At 42.4% G+C, this 19,605-nt stretch carries 30 protein-coding genes; all 30 read left to right on the top strand.

Features of this window, described 5'->3' with window-relative positions; all coding sequences use genetic code 11:
• Nucleotides 1-185: 185 nt before the first annotated feature.
• The 30 genes from AC1DP6_RS10250 to AC1DP6_RS10105 all read left to right on the top strand — a co-directional run bounded on the left by AC1DP6_RS10250 (nucleotide 186) and on the right by AC1DP6_RS10105 (nucleotide 19,489).
• Nucleotides 186-800 (top strand): outer membrane beta-barrel protein, encoded by a 615-nt coding sequence (locus AC1DP6_RS10250; RefSeq protein ID WP_477021495.1) that lies wholly within the window; start codon nucleotides 186-188, stop codon nucleotides 798-800.
• A 2,297-nt stretch (nucleotides 801-3,097) separates the two neighbouring features.
• A complete protein-coding gene (gene rpsJ / locus AC1DP6_RS10245; RefSeq protein ID WP_012789286.1) occupies nucleotides 3,098-3,403 on the top strand; it encodes a 30S ribosomal protein S10 in 306 nt (101 codons plus the stop codon).
• 193 nt (nucleotides 3,404-3,596) lie between these two features.
• Nucleotides 3,597-4,214, top strand: a complete 618-nt coding sequence (rplC, locus tag AC1DP6_RS10240; RefSeq protein ID WP_133808646.1) for a 50S ribosomal protein L3 — start codon at nucleotides 3,597-3,599, stop codon at nucleotides 4,212-4,214.
• A gap of 1 nt (nucleotide 4,215) precedes the next feature.
• Nucleotides 4,216-4,860, top strand: coding sequence for a 50S ribosomal protein L4 (rplD, locus tag AC1DP6_RS10235; RefSeq protein ID WP_133808647.1), 645 nt, complete (start codon nucleotides 4,216-4,218; stop codon nucleotides 4,858-4,860).
• Between the two features lie 63 nt (nucleotides 4,861-4,923).
• On the top strand, nucleotides 4,924-5,223 hold the full coding sequence (rplW, locus tag AC1DP6_RS10230) for a 50S ribosomal protein L23 (RefSeq protein ID WP_133808648.1): 300 nt from the start codon (nucleotides 4,924-4,926) through the stop codon (nucleotides 5,221-5,223).
• A gap of 85 nt (nucleotides 5,224-5,308) precedes the next feature.
• Entirely contained in the window at nucleotides 5,309-6,142 is an 834-nt protein-coding gene (gene rplB / locus AC1DP6_RS10225) for a 50S ribosomal protein L2 (RefSeq protein ID WP_133808649.1), read from the top strand.
• Between the two features lie 68 nt (nucleotides 6,143-6,210).
• On the top strand, nucleotides 6,211-6,477 hold the full coding sequence (rpsS, locus tag AC1DP6_RS10220) for a 30S ribosomal protein S19 (protein WP_079470771.1): 267 nt from the start codon (nucleotides 6,211-6,213) through the stop codon (nucleotides 6,475-6,477).
• A gap of 98 nt (nucleotides 6,478-6,575) precedes the next feature.
• Nucleotides 6,576-6,923, top strand: coding sequence for a 50S ribosomal protein L22 (gene rplV / locus AC1DP6_RS10215; protein WP_106527845.1), 348 nt, complete (start codon nucleotides 6,576-6,578; stop codon nucleotides 6,921-6,923).
• A 63-nt stretch (nucleotides 6,924-6,986) separates the two neighbouring features.
• A complete protein-coding gene (rpsC, locus tag AC1DP6_RS10210; RefSeq protein ID WP_079470769.1) occupies nucleotides 6,987-7,778 on the top strand; it encodes a 30S ribosomal protein S3 in 792 nt (263 codons plus the stop codon).
• Nucleotides 7,779-7,833: 55 nt separating this feature from the next.
• Nucleotides 7,834-8,253: a 50S ribosomal protein L16 gene (rplP, locus tag AC1DP6_RS10205; RefSeq protein WP_106527847.1), complete on the top strand. Its 420-nt coding sequence runs from the start codon at nucleotides 7,834-7,836 to the stop codon at nucleotides 8,251-8,253.
• 69 nt (nucleotides 8,254-8,322) lie between these two features.
• Nucleotides 8,323-8,523: a 50S ribosomal protein L29 gene (gene rpmC, locus AC1DP6_RS10200; RefSeq protein WP_079470767.1), complete on the top strand. Its 201-nt coding sequence runs from the start codon at nucleotides 8,323-8,325 to the stop codon at nucleotides 8,521-8,523.
• 91 nt (nucleotides 8,524-8,614) lie between these two features.
• On the top strand, nucleotides 8,615-8,875 hold the full coding sequence (gene rpsQ / locus AC1DP6_RS10195; RefSeq protein ID WP_079470766.1) for a 30S ribosomal protein S17: 261 nt from the start codon (nucleotides 8,615-8,617) through the stop codon (nucleotides 8,873-8,875).
• Nucleotides 8,876-8,950: 75 nt separating this feature from the next.
• The gene (rplN, locus tag AC1DP6_RS10190; RefSeq protein WP_079470765.1) at nucleotides 8,951-9,319 is read left to right on the top strand and encodes a 50S ribosomal protein L14; all 369 of its coding nucleotides are present in this window, start codon (nucleotides 8,951-8,953) and stop codon (nucleotides 9,317-9,319) included.
• Nucleotides 9,320-9,478: 159 nt separating this feature from the next.
• Entirely contained in the window at nucleotides 9,479-9,817 is a 339-nt protein-coding gene (gene rplX, locus AC1DP6_RS10185) for a 50S ribosomal protein L24 (protein ID WP_477054711.1), read from the top strand.
• Nucleotides 9,817-10,392: a 50S ribosomal protein L5 gene (rplE, locus tag AC1DP6_RS10180; protein WP_133808651.1), complete on the top strand. Its 576-nt coding sequence runs from the start codon at nucleotides 9,817-9,819 to the stop codon at nucleotides 10,390-10,392. The genes rplX and rplE overlap by 1 nt, the downstream gene beginning before the upstream one ends.
• A gap of 20 nt (nucleotides 10,393-10,412) precedes the next feature.
• Nucleotides 10,413-10,682 carry a 30S ribosomal protein S14 gene (gene rpsN, locus AC1DP6_RS10175; RefSeq protein WP_079470762.1) on the top strand — a complete coding sequence of 90 codons (270 nt, stop codon included), beginning with the start codon at nucleotides 10,413-10,415 and terminating at the stop codon, nucleotides 10,680-10,682.
• A 137-nt stretch (nucleotides 10,683-10,819) separates the two neighbouring features.
• Nucleotides 10,820-11,218 (top strand): 30S ribosomal protein S8, encoded by a 399-nt coding sequence (rpsH, locus tag AC1DP6_RS10170; protein WP_133808653.1) that lies wholly within the window; start codon nucleotides 10,820-10,822, stop codon nucleotides 11,216-11,218.
• 125 nt (nucleotides 11,219-11,343) lie between these two features.
• Complete coding sequence (gene rplF, locus AC1DP6_RS10165; RefSeq protein WP_477054710.1) at nucleotides 11,344-11,898, top strand: 50S ribosomal protein L6; 555 nt, start codon at nucleotides 11,344-11,346, stop codon at nucleotides 11,896-11,898.
• A 90-nt stretch (nucleotides 11,899-11,988) separates the two neighbouring features.
• Complete coding sequence (gene rplR / locus AC1DP6_RS10160; protein WP_133808655.1) at nucleotides 11,989-12,342, top strand: 50S ribosomal protein L18; 354 nt, start codon at nucleotides 11,989-11,991, stop codon at nucleotides 12,340-12,342.
• A gap of 51 nt (nucleotides 12,343-12,393) precedes the next feature.
• Nucleotides 12,394-12,912 carry a 30S ribosomal protein S5 gene (rpsE, locus tag AC1DP6_RS10155; protein ID WP_133808656.1) on the top strand — a complete coding sequence of 173 codons (519 nt, stop codon included), beginning with the start codon at nucleotides 12,394-12,396 and terminating at the stop codon, nucleotides 12,910-12,912.
• Nucleotides 12,913-13,018: 106 nt separating this feature from the next.
• Nucleotides 13,019-13,204: a 50S ribosomal protein L30 gene (rpmD, locus tag AC1DP6_RS10150; protein WP_326994770.1), complete on the top strand. Its 186-nt coding sequence runs from the start codon at nucleotides 13,019-13,021 to the stop codon at nucleotides 13,202-13,204.
• A 119-nt stretch (nucleotides 13,205-13,323) separates the two neighbouring features.
• Nucleotides 13,324-13,770, top strand: a complete 447-nt coding sequence (gene rplO / locus AC1DP6_RS10145) for a 50S ribosomal protein L15 (protein WP_133808658.1) — start codon at nucleotides 13,324-13,326, stop codon at nucleotides 13,768-13,770.
• A gap of 76 nt (nucleotides 13,771-13,846) precedes the next feature.
• On the top strand, nucleotides 13,847-15,190 hold the full coding sequence (gene secY / locus AC1DP6_RS10140) for a preprotein translocase subunit SecY (RefSeq protein ID WP_133808659.1): 1,344 nt from the start codon (nucleotides 13,847-13,849) through the stop codon (nucleotides 15,188-15,190).
• A 166-nt stretch (nucleotides 15,191-15,356) separates the two neighbouring features.
• Nucleotides 15,357-16,157, top strand: coding sequence for a type I methionyl aminopeptidase (map, locus tag AC1DP6_RS10135; RefSeq protein WP_477054709.1), 801 nt, complete (start codon nucleotides 15,357-15,359; stop codon nucleotides 16,155-16,157).
• Nucleotides 16,158-16,306: 149 nt separating this feature from the next.
• On the top strand, nucleotides 16,307-16,525 hold the full coding sequence (gene infA, locus AC1DP6_RS10130; RefSeq protein ID WP_012789309.1) for a translation initiation factor IF-1: 219 nt from the start codon (nucleotides 16,307-16,309) through the stop codon (nucleotides 16,523-16,525).
• Between the two features lie 70 nt (nucleotides 16,526-16,595).
• Nucleotides 16,596-16,712 carry a 50S ribosomal protein L36 gene (gene rpmJ / locus AC1DP6_RS10125; RefSeq protein WP_073083232.1) on the top strand — a complete coding sequence of 39 codons (117 nt, stop codon included), beginning with the start codon at nucleotides 16,596-16,598 and terminating at the stop codon, nucleotides 16,710-16,712.
• Between the two features lie 59 nt (nucleotides 16,713-16,771).
• Entirely contained in the window at nucleotides 16,772-17,152 is a 381-nt protein-coding gene (gene rpsM / locus AC1DP6_RS10120) for a 30S ribosomal protein S13 (protein WP_106527861.1), read from the top strand.
• A 109-nt stretch (nucleotides 17,153-17,261) separates the two neighbouring features.
• Entirely contained in the window at nucleotides 17,262-17,663 is a 402-nt protein-coding gene (gene rpsK / locus AC1DP6_RS10115) for a 30S ribosomal protein S11 (protein ID WP_079470752.1), read from the top strand.
• Nucleotides 17,664-17,819: 156 nt separating this feature from the next.
• Nucleotides 17,820-18,425: a 30S ribosomal protein S4 gene (rpsD, locus tag AC1DP6_RS10110; RefSeq protein WP_106528791.1), complete on the top strand. Its 606-nt coding sequence runs from the start codon at nucleotides 17,820-17,822 to the stop codon at nucleotides 18,423-18,425.
• 68 nt (nucleotides 18,426-18,493) lie between these two features.
• Nucleotides 18,494-19,489: a DNA-directed RNA polymerase subunit alpha gene (locus AC1DP6_RS10105; RefSeq protein ID WP_331969494.1), complete on the top strand. Its 996-nt coding sequence runs from the start codon at nucleotides 18,494-18,496 to the stop codon at nucleotides 19,487-19,489.
• Nucleotides 19,490-19,605: the final 116 nt, after the last annotated feature.

Raw genomic sequence — 19,605 nt, 5'->3', positions numbered from 1 at the left:
AATAGACAAGAATCTATTGTCGTGTGATGTTTGTTTAACGAAGATCAAGACTACGTCCCCATTATCCCCCCTGCCTTTTATTTTTTTGATGGCTGCTATCGACAGCTCAGTTGCAAATGGAAGCGTTTGCCTGAAAATCTCTTATTCATTCAACATGTTAAATTGTTAAAACTAAAAATCAGACTATGAAAAGAATTCGTCTCTTAACCCTTGCACTTTCAGCTGTATTGTTTGGTTCTGCTGCTAACGCTCAAATTCAGAAAGGAAATATTATGGTTGGTGCGGATTTGACCAATCTTAATGTTGTTTTTCAAAAGGAAAGCACTGCTTTTAATTTCAATCTTACTCCAAAAGTTGGTTGGTTTATCAAAGACGGTCTGGCTATTGGCGGGTATGTTGCCTTTGGAGCAAATACCACAAAGAATAAAACGACTGACACCAGGGCTTCCAACACAAACTACGGTGTAGGAGCTTTTGCACGTTATTTTGTGGAAGACAAAAATGTTAGAAAGCTGGAGTTCTCCAAAAGAACCCGTTTCTTCCTGGAAGCAAATGCTGGTTTTGCTGGTCAGAATCCGGCGAGTGGTGCTTCTACCAATGGTTTTAATGTGGGTATAGGCCCCGGTATCTCCTATTTTATTACCCCCAACATTGGTTTGGAAGGATTGTTTAAATATGATCTTACTGTGGGTGGAGGTAATTCAACTACCGCAAACAGGCTCAGTTTGGGCATAGGTTTCCAGATTTATCTGCCATCTGCCAAAGCTAAAGCGATCTATAAAGAAGAAAGAGGTAAATAAATTTACATATCAACTCACCAATGGTTACGGCTGCATTTTTGCGGCCGTAACCATTTTTATTAGTGATCCTAACCGGACGGACAGGCGCTGAATAAAATGAATATGGAAACCAGGAATGAACTAATTGAACGGAGGCTTTTCAGCAGGAACTGGTTATTTTAGTAGCTTGTCTGCATAAGCGCAGACAGGGGATTGCTGAAAACCCAGGATAGAGTAAGCGTTACGTCCATAAATACTCCGGTATGTTGAACACTATTCTTCAGGCTGTGCTTAAGTTTTTGCACACCGTAGCAGGTGCACTGTAGTTTTCTACATTGTTACACAAGGATATTTCCTAATGGGATTGCCGAAAACCATATAAGAGAGTAGGCTAAAAAACATCATCCAAAAATCATCGCCTTATGATCCTCGATGCATTAAACACATTCCTGACAGGGTTACTGGCATTGCTGGTATCTGCCCTTGGAGGTATCTGATTGTGCAGTAGCACAAGCGGCTACCCTCTGCGGTAACTTTCAGAGGATCCATTGTAGTGGTTTGGCAGGTATTTTATAATACTTTCCGTGGCCATTGATGTAAACCTGATAGGGTGCTGTTGTTGGTAGCCCACGAAATCACTAGTCAAAAGCATTAGCGTATTTTACAGTCTATTTTAACAAAGAGAGCTTCGGTATACCACTGAAGCTCTCTTTGATTTAAAGAAACCCTCACTGGAAGGGGATTGAACAACTCAAAATTAGGATTCCGAACTGAACAAAATGAACGAACGGATTTATCTGAATAGACTTTAATTTCGACATGCACTTAAAAAAATAGGTGCCCTGGGATTGCCGAAAACCAAATCAAGAGAGTWGGTATCACCCGTAGTAAAAACTATCTTATGGATTTACTGACTCAATTGCTGGCGACTATCGTTGCATTGCTGAAATCTCTGCTGGGAGGTCTGTAAGAAGATTTCCTTTAGTAAGGGATTCATTTCATACTTAAGTTATGCTATTTCCCTTACACTCATCATCCTTTTGGCTGTTCATACCCTGGACAGCCTTTTTTTTGCGCCTATGTTCCTTGTTAAATGCTTGTGGTGGCTGAATGAACAACGCGGTTGAATGTTGCCGGAATGAACAAAATGAACGACTGCATATTGAATGATAGCTTTTAATTTTAGTCCTGTTAACTGAATAACAACTGGGAATGCCGAAAACCAGACAATAGAGTAGGCAATATCTTATAAAAACCTTTTCCCATGGATTTAGTGAATCAATTGCTGGCGTTAATTCTTGGCCTGCTGAAATCTCTGCTGGGCGGTCTGTAAGCAGATTTCCTGTAAGGGATTATTTCGTATTTAGTTATGCTATTTCCTTACAAACATTATCGGAGGCTGTTCACCACGAACAGCCTCTTTTTTACCCGCAGATTCCCCTGAAATTGGCTGTGATAGCTGAATGAACAGTAAGGGTGACTGCTGTTGGAATGAACAAGATGAACGGCTGCATATTGAATGATAGCTTTTAATTTTAGTTCTGTTAACTGAATAACAACTGGGGAATGCCGAAAACCAGACAAAAGAGTAGGCAATATCTTATAAAAACCTTTTCCCATGGATTTACTAAATCAACTGCTGGCATTAATCTTAGGATTAATTCAATCATTATTGGGTGGTTTAGGCGGTGGTTTACCGCTTTAACCGGATGGTCGCCCGACCATAGATGTACTCAAACCACTTTAATTATTCAGCAAAGGGCTGTTCCAGGTAAGCAGGAACAGCCCTTTGTGTTGGATGTGGGTCCGCATTATGCCGCCTGAGCCAGAAGATATCATTGGATCTCTTTAGGTTTAATAAAAGTCCGGGATCTGAAGAAAGTTGGCAGTCCTTCCGCATCCTCCTTCCTGCCGGCTATGCCTCACCCGTTATGGGAACACTCTAAAATATTCCTGCGGATATTGTGCAGTAACTGTCCTCCTGTCATTGATTTTACCCTGGTAAAACCGGTTTTACCTATCTCCCTGAAAAAAGTTATAAAGAAATTTGCCTTTTTTTGGTTTTGAAATTTGTTTTCCTATATTTGTCAAAACGAGCATGTGAAGTTACCTTAAGGCTTAACACACACACAATGAATGTTTTCTGAAGCCTTATTGCCCGATAATTTTGTTTTCACCCCCTTCCAACTGCCGCCGGAGCTAGCCTTTTGCCCGGGATCTTTTATTTTTTCCAGAGATTTATTTGCCAAATAGAAAAAACGGGTTACCTTTGCCCTCCCAAATTGTATTGGGAAAAAACAAGAAGAAGTTCATTGCATATGTCTCAGAGAATAAGAATCAAGCTGAAGTCCTACGATCATAACCTGGTAGACAAGTCTGCTGAGAAGATCGTTAAAACCGTGCGTAACACGGGTGCCGTGGTAACAGGTCCAATTCCTTTACCTACCGAGAAGAAAATATTTACAGTATTACGTTCTCCGCACGTTAATAAGAAAGCGCGCGAGCAGTTCCAACTGTGTACACACAAACGTTTACTGGATATTTACACGTCTTCTTCCAGAACTGTAGACGCGCTGAGTAAGCTCGATCTGCCTTCCGGAGTGGAAGTTGAAATTAAAGCATAGGACAACAGCAAGGCGGGCGAAAGGCCGGCCTTTTATTGATTTATGGTTACCTCGCTGATTTTCAGCAGGGTAGCAATTTTAACAAGCAAACATAGGTCGCGCCTTCTGGGCGGCCGCCCAATAAATGTATTTAAACCGCCCATCCTGGGGATAGCACGAAATCCCCCAGGCGCTGGGTAAAATCATATAAAAAATGAAAGGTATTATTGGCAAAAAGATTGGTATGACCAGCATCTTCGAAGCTAATGGTAAGCAAACTGCTGTTACCATTATCGAAGCGGGTCCCAACGTTGTAACCCAGGTAAAAACCCTGGAAACAGATGGTTACAATGCAATTCAGGTTTCTTTCGGTGAGAAGAAAGAAAAGCACACTACAAAAGCAGAAAGCAATCACTTCGCGAAAGCAAGCACCTCTCCCAAACGTTTTGTAAAAGAACTCCGCAACCCGGACGTACAGAAAGCCCTCGGTGAATCTATCACATGCGAAATCTTCGCAGAAGGCGAATCAATTGACGTTGTAGGCACTTCCAAAGGTAAAGGTTTCCAGGGTGTTGTAAAACGCCACGGATTCAGCGGTGTGGGTGAAGCTACCCACGGTCAGCACGATAGAAGCAGAGCTCCTGGTTCTGTTGGTGGATCATCTTATCCTTCCCGCGTTTTCAAGGGTATGCGTATGGCCGGCCAGACAGGTAACGAAAGAATAAAAGTGAAAGGTCTGAAGATCGTGAAAATATTCCCTGAAAAGAATTATATCCTGGTAAGTGGTTCCGTTCCCGGCCACATTGGTTCAATCGTTTTAATCCAGAAGTAACATGCAAATCGATATTTTAAATATAGAAGGTAAGAAAACCGGAAGGTCAATTGAACTTCCAGAGGAGATCTTTGGTGTTGAACCTAACAACCACGTAATTTACCTGGCTGTTAAACAATACCTCGCTGCTCAGCGTCAGGGTACCCACAAGGTAAAAACCAGAGCTGAAGTACAAGGTGCTTCCCGCAAACTGCACAAACAGAAAGGTACTGGTGGTGCCCGTAAAGGTAACATCCGTAACCCATTGTATAAAGGTGGTGGTACCATCTTTGGACCAAAACCGCACGGTTGGGGTTTCAAACTGAACAGAAAAGTGAAAGATCTCGCTAAGATCTCCGCCCTGTCAGTAAAAGCTAAAGAAAACAGCATCATCATCGTTGAAGATCTGCAGCTCGAAACACCTAAAACAAAACAATTCGTTGGATTCCTGAAGAACCTGAACATCAACGTTGAAGGCAGAAAGACTATGTTCATCACGCCTGAATACAATGACAATGTTTATCTGTCTTTGAGAAACATCCCTACTGTAGACGGTACTGTACTGAGCGACGTAAACACTTACGACATCATGAACAGCAATTACATCGTTTTCACAGAAAGCGCTGCTAAAATCTTCACTGAAGAGCCTGCAGAAGCTGAAGCTTAGGATGTAAAAACCAATTAAATAACAGCTCGCGGCTAACGCCAACAGCTAAATGCTATAAAGAAAATGAAACTTTCTGACGTTTTAATCAAACCGGTGGTATCCGAAAAGGTTAATAAAGCAACCGAAAAATTCAACCGCTACTACTTCATCGTTGACAAAAAAGCCAACAAACTGGAGATCAAAAAAGCAGTAGAAGAATTTTACGGTGTAACCGTAGCAGATGTAAACACTGCTGTAATGCCAGGTAAAGCTAAATTCCGCTTTACTAAAGCCGGTTTCATCGCAGGTAAAAAACCGTCTTACAAAAAGGCGATCATTACCGTTGCAACTGGTGAAACTATAGATCTGTATGCTAACATGTAGTGCCGTTCCGGCCTGAACCGCCGGGATGTGGATGTATATACAGATCACGATTTATATTTAATAACATTTAACTTTTTAGGAAGTAATGGCACTGAAGAAGTTCAAACCAATGACGGCCGGTACCCGCTGGAAAATAGGCAACGCTTACGCTGAGCTGACATCGGATACCCCTGAGAAAAGCCTGCTGGAACCGATCAAAAGAACCGGCGGTAGAAATGCGCAAGGAAGAATGTCCATGCGTTACATAGGTGGTGGTCACAAGAAACAATACCGTGTAATTGATTTCAAACGTGATAAAGAGAATGTACCTGCTACAGTTAAAACGATCGAATATGATCCTAACCGTAGCGCATTCATCGCACTGGTAAACTATGCTGATGGTGAAAAACGTTATATCATTGCTCCACAGGGCTTACAAGTTGGTGGTACCGTTATCAGCGGCGCTGACGTAGCTCCTGAAGTAGGTAACGCTTTACCATTGAAAAATATGCCACTGGGTACTGTTGTACACAACATTGAGCTGCAACCTGGTAAAGGTGGTGCGATCGCAAGAAGCGCCGGCGCTTATGCTCAGTTATCCAACAAGGAAGAAAAGTATGCCGTACTGAAAATGCCTTCTGGTGAGCTCCGCAAAGTATTAAATACTTGTAAAGCAACCGTAGGTACTGTTTCTAACTCCGACCACGCACTGCAATCCATCGGTAAAGCAGGTGCTAACCGTTGGAGAGGTATCCGCCCCCGCAACCGTGGTGTGGCTATGAACCCTGTGGATCACCCAATGGGTGGTGGTGAAGGTAAATCTTCCGGAGGCCATCCAAGATCAAGAACTGGTAAATATGCGAAAGGTCTGAAAACCAGAAAACCGCATAAGAGTTCTGATAAGCTGATCATTAGCAGAAAAAACGGTAAAAAATTATAATATTTCGGAATTCGGGCTCCGGTAGCAGTACCGGATCTCGGGTTTGAAAAATCATAAATCAGTAAGACATGGCTCGTTCCATAAAAAAAGGTCCTTACGTAGACCTGAAATTAGAAACAAAAGTTGAGAAGATGAATACCGGTACCAAGCGTTCTGTTATCAAGACCTGGAGCCGTCGTTCTACTATCACACCTGATTTCGTTGGTCACACGTTCGCAGTACATAATGGCAACAAATTTATTCCTGTTTATGTAACAGAATTCATGGTTGGTCATAAACTGGGCGAATTTGCTCCTACACGTAACTTCAGAGGACACGTTAACAAGAAAATGTAAATTATAGTCTGAGGTTTGAGGTTTGAAGTATTCAGTTTCAAACCGATAACATCAAACATCAGGCATCAGACACTTAATAATAAAAGAAATTAATTACAATGGAAGCAGTAGCTAAGCTGAATAATAATCCTACATCTCCCCGCAAAATGCGTTTGCTGGCAGACTTAATCCGCGGTCTGGATGTAGAAAAGGCTTTGAATATTTTGAAATTCCATCCGAAACACCCGAGCGTACCTTTAGAAAAACTGCTGGTATCTGCTATCGCTAACTGGAAAGTTAAAAACGAAGGTGCAAGGGTAGAAGATGCTAACCTGATCGTAAAGACCGTTTTTGTTGATGGTGGCCGCACACTGAAAAGAATGCGTCCAGCTCCACAGGGAAGGGGTTACCGTATCCGCAAGAGAAGTAACCACGTAACGATTGTAGTTGACGGTAAAGCACAATAATTAGTGCACATCGGAAACGAGATAGAAACAAAACTATTAAACTAATAGACAAATAACCAGAACATGGGTCAGAAAACAAATCCTATTGGTAACAGGTTAGGTATCATCAGAGGATGGGACTCTAATTGGTATGGCAGCAAAAAAGACTTTGCTGTTAAACTGATCGAAGATAACAAGATCAGAACTTATCTGAATGCCCGTATCAACAAAGGCGGTATTTCAAGAGTTGTGATCGAAAGAACTTTAGGTAAGTTAATCATCACTGTTCATACTTCTAAGCCTGGTATCATCATTGGTAAAGGCGGTAACGAAGTTGATCGCATCAAGGAAGAACTGAAGAAGCTGACAGGTAAAGAAGATGTTCAGATCAACATCCTCGAAATCCGTCGTCCCGAAATGGATGCTAACATCGTTGCTGAAACAATTGCAAAACAAATTGAAAGCCGTATTAACTACAAACGTGCTATCAAAATGGCAATTGCTACTGCTCTGAGAATGGGTGCAGAAGGTATCAAGGTTAAAATCAGTGGCCGTTTAGGTGGTGCTGAAATTGCCCGCTCCGAAGAAATGAAACAAGGTCGCGTGCCTTTACATACTTTCCGTATGGACATTGATTACGCTTCCCTGTTCGCTTTAACGGTTTATGGTAAAATCGGTATCAAAGTATGGATCTGTAAAGGTGAAGTACTGGGTAAACGCGATCTTAACCCGAACGTTTTAACCGGTAAAGAAGGCGATAACCGTGGCACTGGTCATGGTGGTGAACGCAGAGAACATCACGGTGAACGTAGAGATAACCGCGGTGGTGGCGAAAGAAGAGGCGGTGGAGAACACCGTGGCGGCGGCCGCAGATAGTATCTGGCGGTAGAGCAGACATTAACAATTACTATTAACATTAACAACATAGACGATGTTACAGCCAAAAAGAACGAAACACAGGAAGATGCACAAAGGCCGCATCAAAGGGAACGCTAAAAGAGGCGCTACCCTCTCCTTTGGTACTTTCGGTCTTAAAGCATTAGAACCTAAGTGGATCACCGACAGGCAGATCGAAGCTGCTCGTGTGGCACTCACAAGACACATGAAACGTGAAGGTAACGTGTGGATCCGCATATTCCCTGACAAACCTATCACTGCTAAGCCTTTGGAAGTGAGGATGGGTAAAGGTAAAGGTGCTCCTGACCATTGGGCAGCAGTAGTGAAGCCAGGTAGAATTTTATTTGAAGCTGATGGCGTTTCCTTACAGGTAGCAAAAGAAGCAATGGAACTCGCAGCTCAGAAACTGCCCATCAAAGTAAAATTTGTAACCAGCCGCGACTTCGTAGCTTAATTACAGGTACACAATAACTAAAAATCCGGTAATCCTGCCCTGGCAGCTAACCGAATCAAATTCAATACAATGGCAAAAGAAAAGCTGGAACTGAAAGGCCTGAGCGAACAAGATCTGAAAGAGAAAATCTCTGCAGAAGAACTCCGCTTGAAAAAAATGACCTTTGGTCACGCAATTACGCCAATCGAAAATCCAATGAGCATCCGCGCCGTAAGACGCGATATCGCTCGGATGAACACCGAACTGCGTAAAAGACAACTGGGCTTCTGATTCGTCAGTCCCGGTAACCCCGGGACTGCTGACATAGCATTAGTATAACACAATTTATGACCTCCTCACGGAGGGTTAAATACTTTCAACAATGACGACCGAAAGAAAATTAAGAAAAACCAGGATTGGTGTGGTTGCCAGCAACAAAATGGATAAAACCATCACCGTTAAGGTGGAGCGTAAGGTAAAGCACCCGATCTATGGTAAATTCGTGAAAAAAACTACCAAGTTCATGGCACACGACGATAAGAACGAGTGCAGCATTGGCGATACCGTGAAAATCGCGGAAACTCGTCCTTTGAGCAAGAACAAGTGCTGGAGACTGGTAGAAGTAATCGCTAAAGTAAAATAATTATTTATTTGTTTCAAGCTGTATCCGGCAATCCCGGTTACAGCCGCTGACTAAACAATATCAAATCTCATTTCGATGATACAACAAGAATCAAGACTGAGTGTAGCTGACAACAGCGGTGCCAAAGAAGTACTTTGCATCCGCGTGTTAGGTAACTCCGGTCAGGACTACGCTGGCGTAGGCGATAAGATTGTAGTAACCGTGAAGGATGCAATGCCAGGCGGTGGTGTTAAGAAAGGTATGGTTACTAAAGCTGTAATCGTAAGAACTAAGAACAAATTACGTCGTAAAGACGGTTCTTATATCCGTTTCGATGATAACGCAGTAGTACTGCTGAATAACTCAGACGAACCTCGCGGTACCCGTATTTTCGGTCCGGTTGCACGTGAGCTGAGAGACAAGGGTTATATGAAAATTATCTCCCTGGCTCCTGAGGTATTATAAGATATTATCGATTGAGGGATTCAGGATTTTTCAGATAAATTTCCTGAATCCCAAAATTCATAAATATTTCTTATCTTTGCAGCCCGTTTGCAAAACGAGAAAAAACATTAATCAAGCGAAACAACTGTTTCGCTTGGCGTTTATAAATAAATCAAAGTAATGAAAACTAGATTTAAGCCTAAATTCAACATTAAGAAGGGCGACCTGGTTGCGGTAATTGCCGGTGATGACAAGGACAGGACCARAGCGCGTAAAGTGCTGGAAGTTCAGCCTGATAAAGCCCGCATTCTTGTAGAAGGCGTTAACATTATTACCAAGCACACAAAGCCTACCGCTCAGAATACCAAAGGTGGTATTGTTAAGCAGGAAGCTCCTATTGCTATCTCCAACGTGATGCTGTGGGACGCCAAAACTGGTGCTCCAACCAAAGTTAACAGGAAGAGAGAAAACGGTAAATTAATTCGTATCGCTAAAAAATCAGGGGAGGAAATTAAATAATGTCAAACACAAAATATACTCCGAGACTGCAGACTAAATACCACGAGGAAGTTAAATCTGCACTGATGAAGAAATTCAACTACAAAAGTGTAATGCAGGTTCCTCGCCTGGTAAAAATTTGCCTGAACCAGGGTATCAATGGTGCAGTAGGTGATAAGAAACTGGTAGACATCGCAGTAGACGAAATGACCCGCATCGCTGGTCAGAAAGCTATCGCTACTATGTCTAAGAAGGATATCTCCAACTTCAAACTGAGAAAGAACATGCCTATCGGTGCTCGTGTAACTTTACGCGCTACCAATATGTATGACTTCCTGGATCGTTTGATCGCTGTATCCCTCCCACGTGTACGTGACTTCAAAGGTGTGAACGAAAAAGCTTTTGACGGTCGTGGTAACTACACTATGGGTATCACCGAACAAATCATCTTCCCTGAAATCGATATCGATAAAGTAACGAAAATGTCCGGTATGGATATCACTTTCGTTACAACTGCAAACACCAACGAAGAAGCTTACGAGCTCCTGAAAGAAATGGGTATGCCGTTCAAGGGTATGAAAAAAGATAATCAGTAAATCGAAACGATAAATTAATTATGGCAAAAGAATCCGTAAAAGCCAGACAAAGGAAAAGAGAAGCTATGGTAGCAAAGTTCGCTGAAAAGCGTGCTGCTCTGAAAGCTGCCGGTGACTACGCTGCACTGGACCAACTTCCAAAAAATGCTTCTCCTGTTCGTCTGCACAACAGATGCCAGCTGACCGGTCGTCCTAAAGGATACATGCGTCACTTTGGTCTTTGCAGGAACATGTTCCGTGACCTGGCACTCGCAGGTAAAATCCCTGGCGTTAGAAAAGCCAGCTGGTAATTAAAGATTGACAGCATTTGGTTATTTATTCCATGAACAAATAACCAGATCCGTAAATCTCTGAATGTAAGTTATTTTGATTCCCATCTTATTACGATTGGATATCGCATTGTAAACATTATCAAACTATTTCAACAATGGTTACTGATCCAATAGCAGACTTCCTGACACGTATCCGGAACGCGCAAATGGCCACCCACAGGATTGTGGAAATTCCGGCTTCCAAGCTGAAAAAACGTATTACAGAAATTCTGTACGACAAAGGTTATATCCTGAAGTACAAATTCGAAGAAGATACTAAACAAGGCGTTATCAAAATCGCTTTGAAGTACGATCCGATCTCTAAAGAGCCCGCTATCAAGGAAATACAACGCATTAGCCGTCCAGGTCTGCGTCAGTACGCTAAACCAGAAGAGTTTAAGCGTGTGAAGAATGGTTTAGGCGTGGCGATCATCTCTACTTCTAAAGGTGTAATGACCGATAAAGAAGCAAAAGCTCAAAACGTAGGTGGCGAAGTAGTTTGCTACGTATATTAATATATTGAATGATTGGTTGTTGCACAACCAGTCATTCACTTAAGTTATCTGACAATTAAGCTCTCTATACGGCGCTGAACACGGATAACCGGTACACAAATATCAAACAACTTTAAATTAAAGTTATGTCTCGTATAGGTAAAAGTCCTATCAAGTTGGCTAGTGGTGTTACAGTTTCTGTTTCCCCCTCCAATGAAGTAACCGTAAAGGGCCCAAAAGGTGAACTGAAAAAGAACATCGACAGGGATATGAAGATAGAGGTAAAGGAAGGCGTGCTGACTATCATCCGCCCAACTGAACAGATCCGTCACAAAGCACTTCACGGTTTATACCGCGCTTTACTGGCGAACATGGTAGAAGGCGTAACTGATGGCTTCAAGAAACAACTGGAACTGGTGGGTGTTGGTTATAAAGCCACTAACAACGGTCAGTTACTTGATCTCGCATTAGGTTATTCTCACAATATCGTTTTCGAAATTCCGAAAGAACTGAAGGTAGCTACCCTGACTGAAAAGGGTCAGAACCCTAAGATCATGCTGGAAGGTATCGATAATCAATTACTGGGTCAGGTGGCTGCTAAAATCCGTGGTCTGCGTAAACCAGAGCCTTACAAAGGTAAAGGTGTTCGCTACAGTGATGAAGTGGTACGTAAGAAAGCTGGTAAATCAGCTGGTAAATAAAATTTTTAATTGGCTAATCAGCTTACAAAGCTGGTTAGCTGATTTTAACAGATATCCCGGCAGCATCGGGGTAATAAAATAAAACTCAAAATGAGCACAAAAGTTAACAGGAGACAGAAAATCCGCTATCGCATCCGTAAGAAAATCTCCGGTACTGCACAAGCACCAAGATTATCTGTATTTCGCAGCAACAGCGATATCTATGTGCAATTGATAGATGATACCAATGGCACTACCCTGGCTTCAGCTTCTTCCCGTGATAAGGACATCAAAGCCCAGCAAGGAACTAAAATCGAAAAATCTGCACTGGTAGGTAAAGCGCTGGCTGTTAAAGCACTGGCACTGGGTCTGACCACCTGCATCTTCGATAGAAGTGGTTATTTATATCATGGCCGCGTGAAAAGCGTAGCTGACGGAGCAAGAGAAGGCGGTCTTCAGTTTTAATCACGAAGTCCGAATCTTATAATTCTGAACAAGTAATTCTTATAAAATAAAATGGCAAAGAATTCATTCAATAAAGTAAAGGCTGGTGATCTGGAGCTGAAAGAAAAAGTGGTGGCGATCAACCGTGTTACTAAAACAACTAAAGGCGGTCGTACATTTAGTTTCTCCGCACTGGTAGTAGTAGGTAACGAAAACGGTGTTGTAGGTCATGGTCTTGGTAAAGCGAAAGAAGTGCAGCAGGCTATCACTAAAGGTATAGACGATGCAAAAAAGAACCTGATCAAGGTTCCTGTTATGCACGGCACCATTCCTCACGATCAGTTTGCTAAAGAAGGCGCTGCCAAAGTTTTGATCAAACCAGCTGCTCATGGTACTGGTGTGATCGCTGGAGGTTCTATGCGCGCAGTGCTGGAAAGCGCTGGTGTAACGGACGTTCTGGCTAAATCTTTGGGTTCTGCTAATCCACACAACGTGGTGAAAGCTACTTTCAAAGCACTGGGCATGTTACGCGAGCCTATCAGCATCGCTAAAACCAGAGGCGTTTCCCTGAAGAAAGTTTTCAACGGATAATTAATACCCACTTCTCCTCCGGAGATACAGGTATTTTTTCCCCCGGGGAAATTTTGAAAATAATTCATTAACAATTAAATTACTCCGCCTTGGCGGATAGGGGTTTATGGCAAAGATTAAGATCACTCAAGTGAAAAGTGGTATAGACCGTCCGGAAAGGCAGAAATTGACCTTGAAGGCACTGGGCCTGACTAAGATGCACGCTGCTGTTGAAGTAGAAGCAACTCCTCAGATCCTGGGAATGGTCCGTAAAGTTAATCACCTTGTAACGGTAGAAACAGTTAACGCTTAATTTAAGTAACACTGCTGTGGGATTGTCTTTTGATAATCTTACCTTTACATTTGTGACTTTACCATTTTTATTTTAGAATAAGCGAGCGGTTAATTTCCGCGCAAGTAAAACAATTAGATATGAATCTGCATTCATTACAGCCTGCACAAGGCGCTGTACATAAAGAAAAACGTCTGGGACGTGGTGAGGCTTCCGGTAAAGGTGGTACCTCTACAAAAGGTAACAAAGGTATCCAGCAACGTGCTGGTTACTCCAGCAAAAGAGGCTTCGAAGGTGGCCAGATGCCCATCCAACGCCGTATGCCTAAACGCGGTTTCATCAACAATAACCGTGAAGAATACAAAATCTTCAACCTGGGCCAACTGGATCAATTAGTTGAGAAATATGGCCTCCAGGAGTTTAATCTGGAAAACCTGTTCATGAACGGTCTGATTAACAGAACAGCTAAAGTTAAGATTCTCGCTAACGGAGAACTCAAAACCAAGGTTACTGTTAAGGTTAACGCGATCAGCGAAAAAGCTAAACAGGCCATCGAAACAGCAGGTGGATCAGTAGAACTGGTATAAGACTTTGACTGAGGAGACGCCTACGGAGTAGTGCGTCTTTTCATATTTAATAGCGCTATTAAACCTTTATCTTCCTGTGAAGAAATTTATCGAAACGATTAAGAATATCTGGAGTATTGAGGATTTGCGTAACCGCATCCTGACCACCCTGCTCCTGGTCCTCATCTACCGTGTAGGATCCTATATCGCTTTGCCTGGCATTGATGCAAACGCGCTGACCAACTTTGAGAAAAATTCTAATCAGGGTATCTTGGGTTTGGTGAACATGTTTGCGGGCGGATCGTTTTCAAGGGCCTCCATATTTGCATTGGGTATCATGCCCTACATTTCTGCGTCAATTGCTATCCAGTTATTAACGATAGCCGTTCCGTATTTCCAGAAACTGCAGAAAGAAGGTGAAAGCGGCCGCAAAAAGATTAACCAGTTTACCCGTTATCTCACAGTAATAGTAACAGGTTTCCAGGCGAGTGCTTACGTAGCTTATCTGCGTAATCAATCCGGTGGCGCTATTATTGCTGAATATGGCACCTTCTTCTTCTGGCTCTCTACTACCGTTGTACTTACTGCAGGTACCCTGTTTGTAATGTGGCTCGGTGAAAAGATCACAGATAAAGGTATTGGTAATGGTACTTCCATCATCATCATGATGGGTATCCTTGCCCGTTTGCCACAGGCTTTAGTCGCAGAATTCTCCAGTAAGGTGAGTGGAGAAATGGGTGGCCCCATCCTTTTCCTCATTGAAATAGCTGTCTTTATCTTAATCACGGTAGGCCTGATCCTGCTCGTTCAGGGTACCAGGAAAATACCGGTGAACTACGCTAAACGTATCGTGGGCAACAAACAATATGGTGGTGTACGCCAGTTCATTCCCCTGAAGGTGAATGCTGCGGGTGTAATGCCAATCATCTTTGCCCAGGCTATCATGTTCATCCCAGCTACGGCGATAGGCTTTGCTACTTCTTCTGAAAGTGCTTCCGGCTTTATCCGCATCTTTAGTGATCATACTAATGGCTGGTATAACCTGATATACGCTGTGCTCGTTATCGTATTTACCTACTTCTATACTGCGTTGATCTTCAACCCCACTCAAATGGCGGATGAAATGAAACGTAATAACGGTTTCATTCCAGGCATTAAACCTGGTAAAGCTACTGCTGATTACATCGGCGCAGTAATGGACCGTATCACTTTGCCTGGTGCATTTTTCCTGGCATTGGTGGGTATCATGCCAGGTTTGGCTGCTGCCTTCAAGGTTAACAGTAACTTCGCTACCTTCTTCGGTGGTACGTCTCTGTTGATCATGGTAGGAGTTATCCTGGATACACTGCAACAGATTGAAAGCCAGCTCCTCATGCGCCATTACGATGGTTTGATGAGCACCGGCCGTATCAAAGGCAGAACTGCCCCGGCTAACGCATAAGTAATTGAACACGAAAGTGTTACAATAACAATAAAATAGCCACAGAAGCTTTCCCGCTTTAGTGGCTATATTATTTAGAAGCTACTAGCCGTTAGCATTTAGCTATGAGTTTTAAAAGCTACCTGCTAATCTTAAAGCTAATGGCTAACAGCTAAAAGCTGAATGTATGATTCACTATAAGACGAAGGAAGAAATAGAGCTGATGCGCAAAAGTGCCCTGCTCCTGAGTGCTGCGCTGGCAGAAGTAGCCAGAACCCTGAAGCCAGGTATGAGCACACTGGATGTAGACGCAATTGCAGATAAGTTTATCGTGGAAAATGGTGCAACTCCTTCTTTCAAAAATTACAAAGGTTTCCCAAATGCCTGCTGCATTTCAGTGAATGAAGAAGTAGTGCATGGTATTCCCAATAAGTATGTGCTGAAAGACGGTGATATCCTCACCGTAGATGTAGGCGTTTACATGAATGGTTATCATTCTGATAGTGCTTATACTTTTGCTATTGGTAATGTTCCTGAAAATGTGCTCCGGTTGATGACGGCTACCAAAGCATCCCTTTACAAAGGCATCGAAAAAGCCATTGTGGGAAACAGGATAGGTGACATCTCCTACGCAATACAGGAGTATACCGAAAAAGAGCGTGGTTACGGCGTTGTAAGAGAATTGGTGGGACATGGCCTTGGCCGCAACCTCCACGAGGATCCTCAGGTGCCTAACTACGGTAAAAGGGGAAGTGGTCCGGTAATGAAAGACGGTTTGGTGATTGCCATTGAGCCTATGATCAACCTCCGCTCCAAGGACGTTGAATACCTGGAAGATGGTTGGACCGTAGCTACCCGTGACGGCAGTCCTTCTGTTCACTTTGAACATACAGTGGCTGTTGGAAAAGGGAAGGCAGATGTATTATCTACCTACGTGGACATAGAAAGAGAAGAGAAAAATAACCCTGAATTGAACTCGAATTACTAGTTTGAGCATTTGGAATTGTCTAACATAAGAGGGGTTTTAACGGTAAAAAAGACAGGTTTTAGTATAGAAACTGGCAATAATAATAATAATCACGGTAAATTTTTCTATTTCAAAAGATAAATGCTATCTTTGCAGTCCTAAAAATTTTTATGGCAAAACAGGCACTCATTAAACAGGATGGAATTATATTAGAAGCCTTGTCGAACGCTATGTTCCGTGTAAAATTGGAAAACGGGCATGAGATCCTGGCCACCATTTCTGGAAAAATGAGAATGCACTACATCCGCATTCTGCCAGGAGATAAGGTTGGCGTAGAGATGAGCCCATACGATTTGTCAAGAGGCCGTATAATTTTCAGATACAAATAGGACGGAACAGGGTAGAGGGGATTGAAAGTACAATTTAATAAATATCATAACCTTTTATAAAGTATTAATCATGAAGGTAAGAGCTGCAATCAAAAAAAGAAGTGCGGATTGTAAAATAGTTCGTAGAAAAGGTGTTTTGTTGGTAATCAACAAAAAGAATCCTCGTTTTAAACAACGCCAGGGTTAATCGATTCCCCTAACGGAATTTGATTTTTTAATCAGAATCATAAAATCTAAAATAGAAATATGGCACGTATAGCCGGTATAGATCTTCCTAAAAATAAAAGAGGAGAAATTGGCCTCACCTATATCTTTGGTATAGGCCGTTCTACCGCCCAATATATCCTGAACAAGGCGGAAATTGATTTCAATAAAAAGGTGCGGGATTGGAATGACGATGAACAAGCTGCCATCCGTAACGTTATCAACGGTGAGTTTAAGGTAGAGGGTCAACTGCGTTCTGAAGTACAAATGAATATCAAGCGTCTGCTGGATATCGCTTGCTACCGCGGTCTGCGTCACAGGAAAGGCTTACCGGTAAGAGGTCAGCGTACACGTACCAACAGCCGTACCCGTAAAGGTAAACGTAAGACAGTGGCTGGTAAGAAAAAAGCAACTAAGAAATAATAAATAAAATCCCAGGTTGAAATCCCACATTCCGAATCAGAGGGGTTTCAATGACCGTGAGTCGTGTAAATTTGGGATCTGGAATTTCATATTTGGAATTTAAATCATTATGGCAAAAGCAAATAATACAAAAACTGCTGCTAATAAAAAGAGGGTAGTAAAAGTAGATAACTACGGAGACGTTCATATCTCCGCTAGCTTTAACAACATCATTGTTAGCATCACCAACAAGCATGGTCAGGTTATTTCCTGGTCTTCTGCTGGTAAAATGGGCTTCAGAGGTTCTAAAAAGAACACTCCATACGCAGCTCAGCTGGCTGCACAGGATGCTGCTAAAGTTGCTATGGACTCAGGTCTGAAAAGAGCAGATGTTTTTGTGAAAGGACCGGGAGCTGGTCGTGAAAGTGCTATCCGCGCTATCGCCAACTCTGGTATCGAGGTGAATATGATTAAAGACGTTACGCCTTTACCTCACAACGGTTGCCGTCCTCCTAAGAAGAGAAGAGTATAGTAATATATATTTACAATATCCAGATACCAGATTTCATTAGAAGTTTGGTATCTGGACGTTGTAATTTATTATTAGATAAATGGGTGTATGATCAGGTTTTCAGATTTTTTGAAGAGCATGCACCATTAACTAAAAAATCTAAAGTATATTTAAAACATGGCAAGGTACACAGGACCAAAGACCAAAATTTCCAGAATTTTTGGTGAACCCATTCTCGGTAATGGTAAGTATTTAAGTAAGAACAGCAACCCTCCGGGTCAACACGGTGCTAACCGTAAACGCAAACAATTAGGCGAATACGCACTGCAGCTGAGAGAAAAACAAAAAGCGAAGTACACTTACGGTTTGCTGGAGCGTCAGTTCCGTAACCTGTTCGACGAAGCTACCCGTAGAAAAGGTGTTGCCGGTGAAGTATTGATCAAATTGCTCGAAGCCCGTCTGGATAACACTGTGTTCCGTCTGGGTATCGCACCTTCCCGTCCTGCTGCCCGTCAGCTGGTTTCTCACAAACACGTTACTGTTAACGGTGTTGTGGTTAACACTCCTTCTTTCCAACTGAAACCAGGAGATGTTATCAGCCTGAAAAATAAAACTGCAAACAATTCTGCACTGACCAGCGTTATCCGTGGAAAAAATCCAAAATTCAGCTGGTTGGATTGGAGCGAAAAAGAAATGAAAGGTATATTCATTGCTTATCCTGAGAGAGAGAGCGTTCCTGAAAATATCAAGGAACAACTGATCGTAGAATTGTACTCTAAGTAATAAATAATTAGTCCATGGCCAAAGGTCATGGACTAACCTCATATTTAACAAATAAATCTATCACATCAATGGCAATTTTAAATTTCCAGAAACCTGATAAGATCGTATTGCAGAAGTCTACCGACTTTGAAGCTCAATTCGAATTCCGTCCATTAGAACCAGGTTATGCTGTGACAGTCGGTAATGCGTTACGTCGCGTACTGTTGTCTTCTTTGGAGGGCTATGCCATTGTGGGTATTAAAATTGAAGGAGCAGATCACGAGTTCGCTACACTGAAAGGTGTTACTGAAGACGTTACTGAGATCATTCTGAATCTGAAACAAGTTCGTTTCAAAAGGATCTCTGAGAGTGATGTAACGAACGAAAAGATCACGCTGTCGATCAAAGGTAAAACAGAATTCCGCGCAGACATGATCGAAAAAGCCACCAGCGCTTTCCAGATCATGAACCCTGAGCTGTTAATCTGCACCTTGGATCCTTCTGCCAAGCTGGATATCGAACTGACTATCGGTAAAGGCCGTGGTTATGTTCCAGCTGAGGAAAACAAACCCAAAGATGCAATATTTGGCTACATCGCGATCGACTCTATCTTTACGCCTATCAAAAACGTAAAGTACAGCATAGAAAATACACGTGTGGAGCAAAAAACTGACTATGAGAAACTCGTAATGGAGGTGATCACAGACGGTACTATCCACCCGGAAGAAGCAGTAAAACAAGCTTCCCGCATCCTGATTCAGCACCTGATGATCATTACTGATGAAAACATCAGCTTTGATACTAAAGACACTGAAAAAGAAGATGTAGTGGACGAACAAACACTGCAACTGCGTAAGATACTGAAAACACCACTCGAAGATCTCGATCTGAGCGTACGTGCATTCAACTGTTTGAAAGCAGCTAAAATCAATTCCCTCAGCGAACTGGTACAATACGAACAGGAAGAACTGATGAAGTTCAGAAACTTCGGCCAGAAATCACTCAGCGAAATTGAACAGGTATTAGGCGAAAGAGGTCTGCACTTTGGTATGGATCTGTCTAAACTGAAACTCGAAGAAGAATAGTAAAAAGTATTTAGCCTTTAATCCTTAGCTGCAAAGCAGAGGGTCAAAGGCTAAAATTTTTATATCAATCGGCTACTAGCTAACTGCTATTAGCTATGTCTAAACAATACCTTGCA

It is taken from the genome of Chitinophaga sp. 01L420 (assembly GCF_056399985.1).
This window is presented reverse-complemented; position numbering and strand designations above follow the sequence as displayed.

What these genes read in the sequence shown, in the direction of transcription:
- AC1DP6_RS10105 (WP_331969494.1), top strand. Translation starts at nt 18,494, where the DNA reads ATGGCAATTTTAAATTTCCAGAAACCTGATAAGATCGTATTGCAGAAG.
- rpsQ (WP_079470766.1), top strand. Translation starts at nt 8,615, where the DNA reads ATGACGACCGAAAGAAAATTAAGAAAAACCAGGATTGGTGTGGTTGCC.
- rplV (WP_106527845.1), top strand. Translation starts at nt 6,576, where the DNA reads ATGGAAGCAGTAGCTAAGCTGAATAATAATCCTACATCTCCCCGCAAA.
- infA (WP_012789309.1), top strand. Translation starts at nt 16,307, where the DNA reads ATGGCAAAACAGGCACTCATTAAACAGGATGGAATTATATTAGAAGCC.
- rplF (WP_477054710.1), top strand. Translation starts at nt 11,344, where the DNA reads ATGTCTCGTATAGGTAAAAGTCCTATCAAGTTGGCTAGTGGTGTTACA.
- rpmD (WP_326994770.1), top strand. Translation starts at nt 13,019, where the DNA reads ATGGCAAAGATTAAGATCACTCAAGTGAAAAGTGGTATAGACCGTCCG.
- rpsK (WP_079470752.1), top strand. Translation starts at nt 17,262, where the DNA reads ATGGCAAAAGCAAATAATACAAAAACTGCTGCTAATAAAAAGAGGGTA.
- rpsJ (WP_012789286.1), top strand. Translation starts at nt 3,098, where the DNA reads ATGTCTCAGAGAATAAGAATCAAGCTGAAGTCCTACGATCATAACCTG.
- rplR (WP_133808655.1), top strand. Translation starts at nt 11,989, where the DNA reads ATGAGCACAAAAGTTAACAGGAGACAGAAAATCCGCTATCGCATCCGT.
- rpmC (WP_079470767.1), top strand. Translation starts at nt 8,323, where the DNA reads ATGGCAAAAGAAAAGCTGGAACTGAAAGGCCTGAGCGAACAAGATCTG.
- rplE (WP_133808651.1), top strand. Translation starts at nt 9,817, where the DNA reads ATGTCAAACACAAAATATACTCCGAGACTGCAGACTAAATACCACGAG.
- AC1DP6_RS10250 (WP_477021495.1), top strand. Translation starts at nt 186, where the DNA reads ATGAAAAGAATTCGTCTCTTAACCCTTGCACTTTCAGCTGTATTGTTT.
- rplD (WP_133808647.1), top strand. Translation starts at nt 4,216, where the DNA reads ATGCAAATCGATATTTTAAATATAGAAGGTAAGAAAACCGGAAGGTCA.
- rpmJ (WP_073083232.1), top strand. Translation starts at nt 16,596, where the DNA reads ATGAAGGTAAGAGCTGCAATCAAAAAAAGAAGTGCGGATTGTAAAATA.
- rpsD (WP_106528791.1), top strand. Translation starts at nt 17,820, where the DNA reads ATGGCAAGGTACACAGGACCAAAGACCAAAATTTCCAGAATTTTTGGT.
- rpsE (WP_133808656.1), top strand. Translation starts at nt 12,394, where the DNA reads ATGGCAAAGAATTCATTCAATAAAGTAAAGGCTGGTGATCTGGAGCTG.
- rplB (WP_133808649.1), top strand. Translation starts at nt 5,309, where the DNA reads ATGGCACTGAAGAAGTTCAAACCAATGACGGCCGGTACCCGCTGGAAA.
- rpsN (WP_079470762.1), top strand. Translation starts at nt 10,413, where the DNA reads ATGGCAAAAGAATCCGTAAAAGCCAGACAAAGGAAAAGAGAAGCTATG.
- map (WP_477054709.1), top strand. Translation starts at nt 15,357, where the DNA reads ATGATTCACTATAAGACGAAGGAAGAAATAGAGCTGATGCGCAAAAGT.
- rplP (WP_106527847.1), top strand. Translation starts at nt 7,834, where the DNA reads ATGTTACAGCCAAAAAGAACGAAACACAGGAAGATGCACAAAGGCCGC.
- rpsM (WP_106527861.1), top strand. Translation starts at nt 16,772, where the DNA reads ATGGCACGTATAGCCGGTATAGATCTTCCTAAAAATAAAAGAGGAGAA.
- rplN (WP_079470765.1), top strand. Translation starts at nt 8,951, where the DNA reads ATGATACAACAAGAATCAAGACTGAGTGTAGCTGACAACAGCGGTGCC.
- rpsS (WP_079470771.1), top strand. Translation starts at nt 6,211, where the DNA reads ATGGCTCGTTCCATAAAAAAAGGTCCTTACGTAGACCTGAAATTAGAA.
- rpsH (WP_133808653.1), top strand. Translation starts at nt 10,820, where the DNA reads ATGGTTACTGATCCAATAGCAGACTTCCTGACACGTATCCGGAACGCG.
- rplW (WP_133808648.1), top strand. Translation starts at nt 4,924, where the DNA reads ATGAAACTTTCTGACGTTTTAATCAAACCGGTGGTATCCGAAAAGGTT.
- rplC (WP_133808646.1), top strand. Translation starts at nt 3,597, where the DNA reads ATGAAAGGTATTATTGGCAAAAAGATTGGTATGACCAGCATCTTCGAA.
- rplO (WP_133808658.1), top strand. Translation starts at nt 13,324, where the DNA reads ATGAATCTGCATTCATTACAGCCTGCACAAGGCGCTGTACATAAAGAA.
- rpsC (WP_079470769.1), top strand. Translation starts at nt 6,987, where the DNA reads ATGGGTCAGAAAACAAATCCTATTGGTAACAGGTTAGGTATCATCAGA.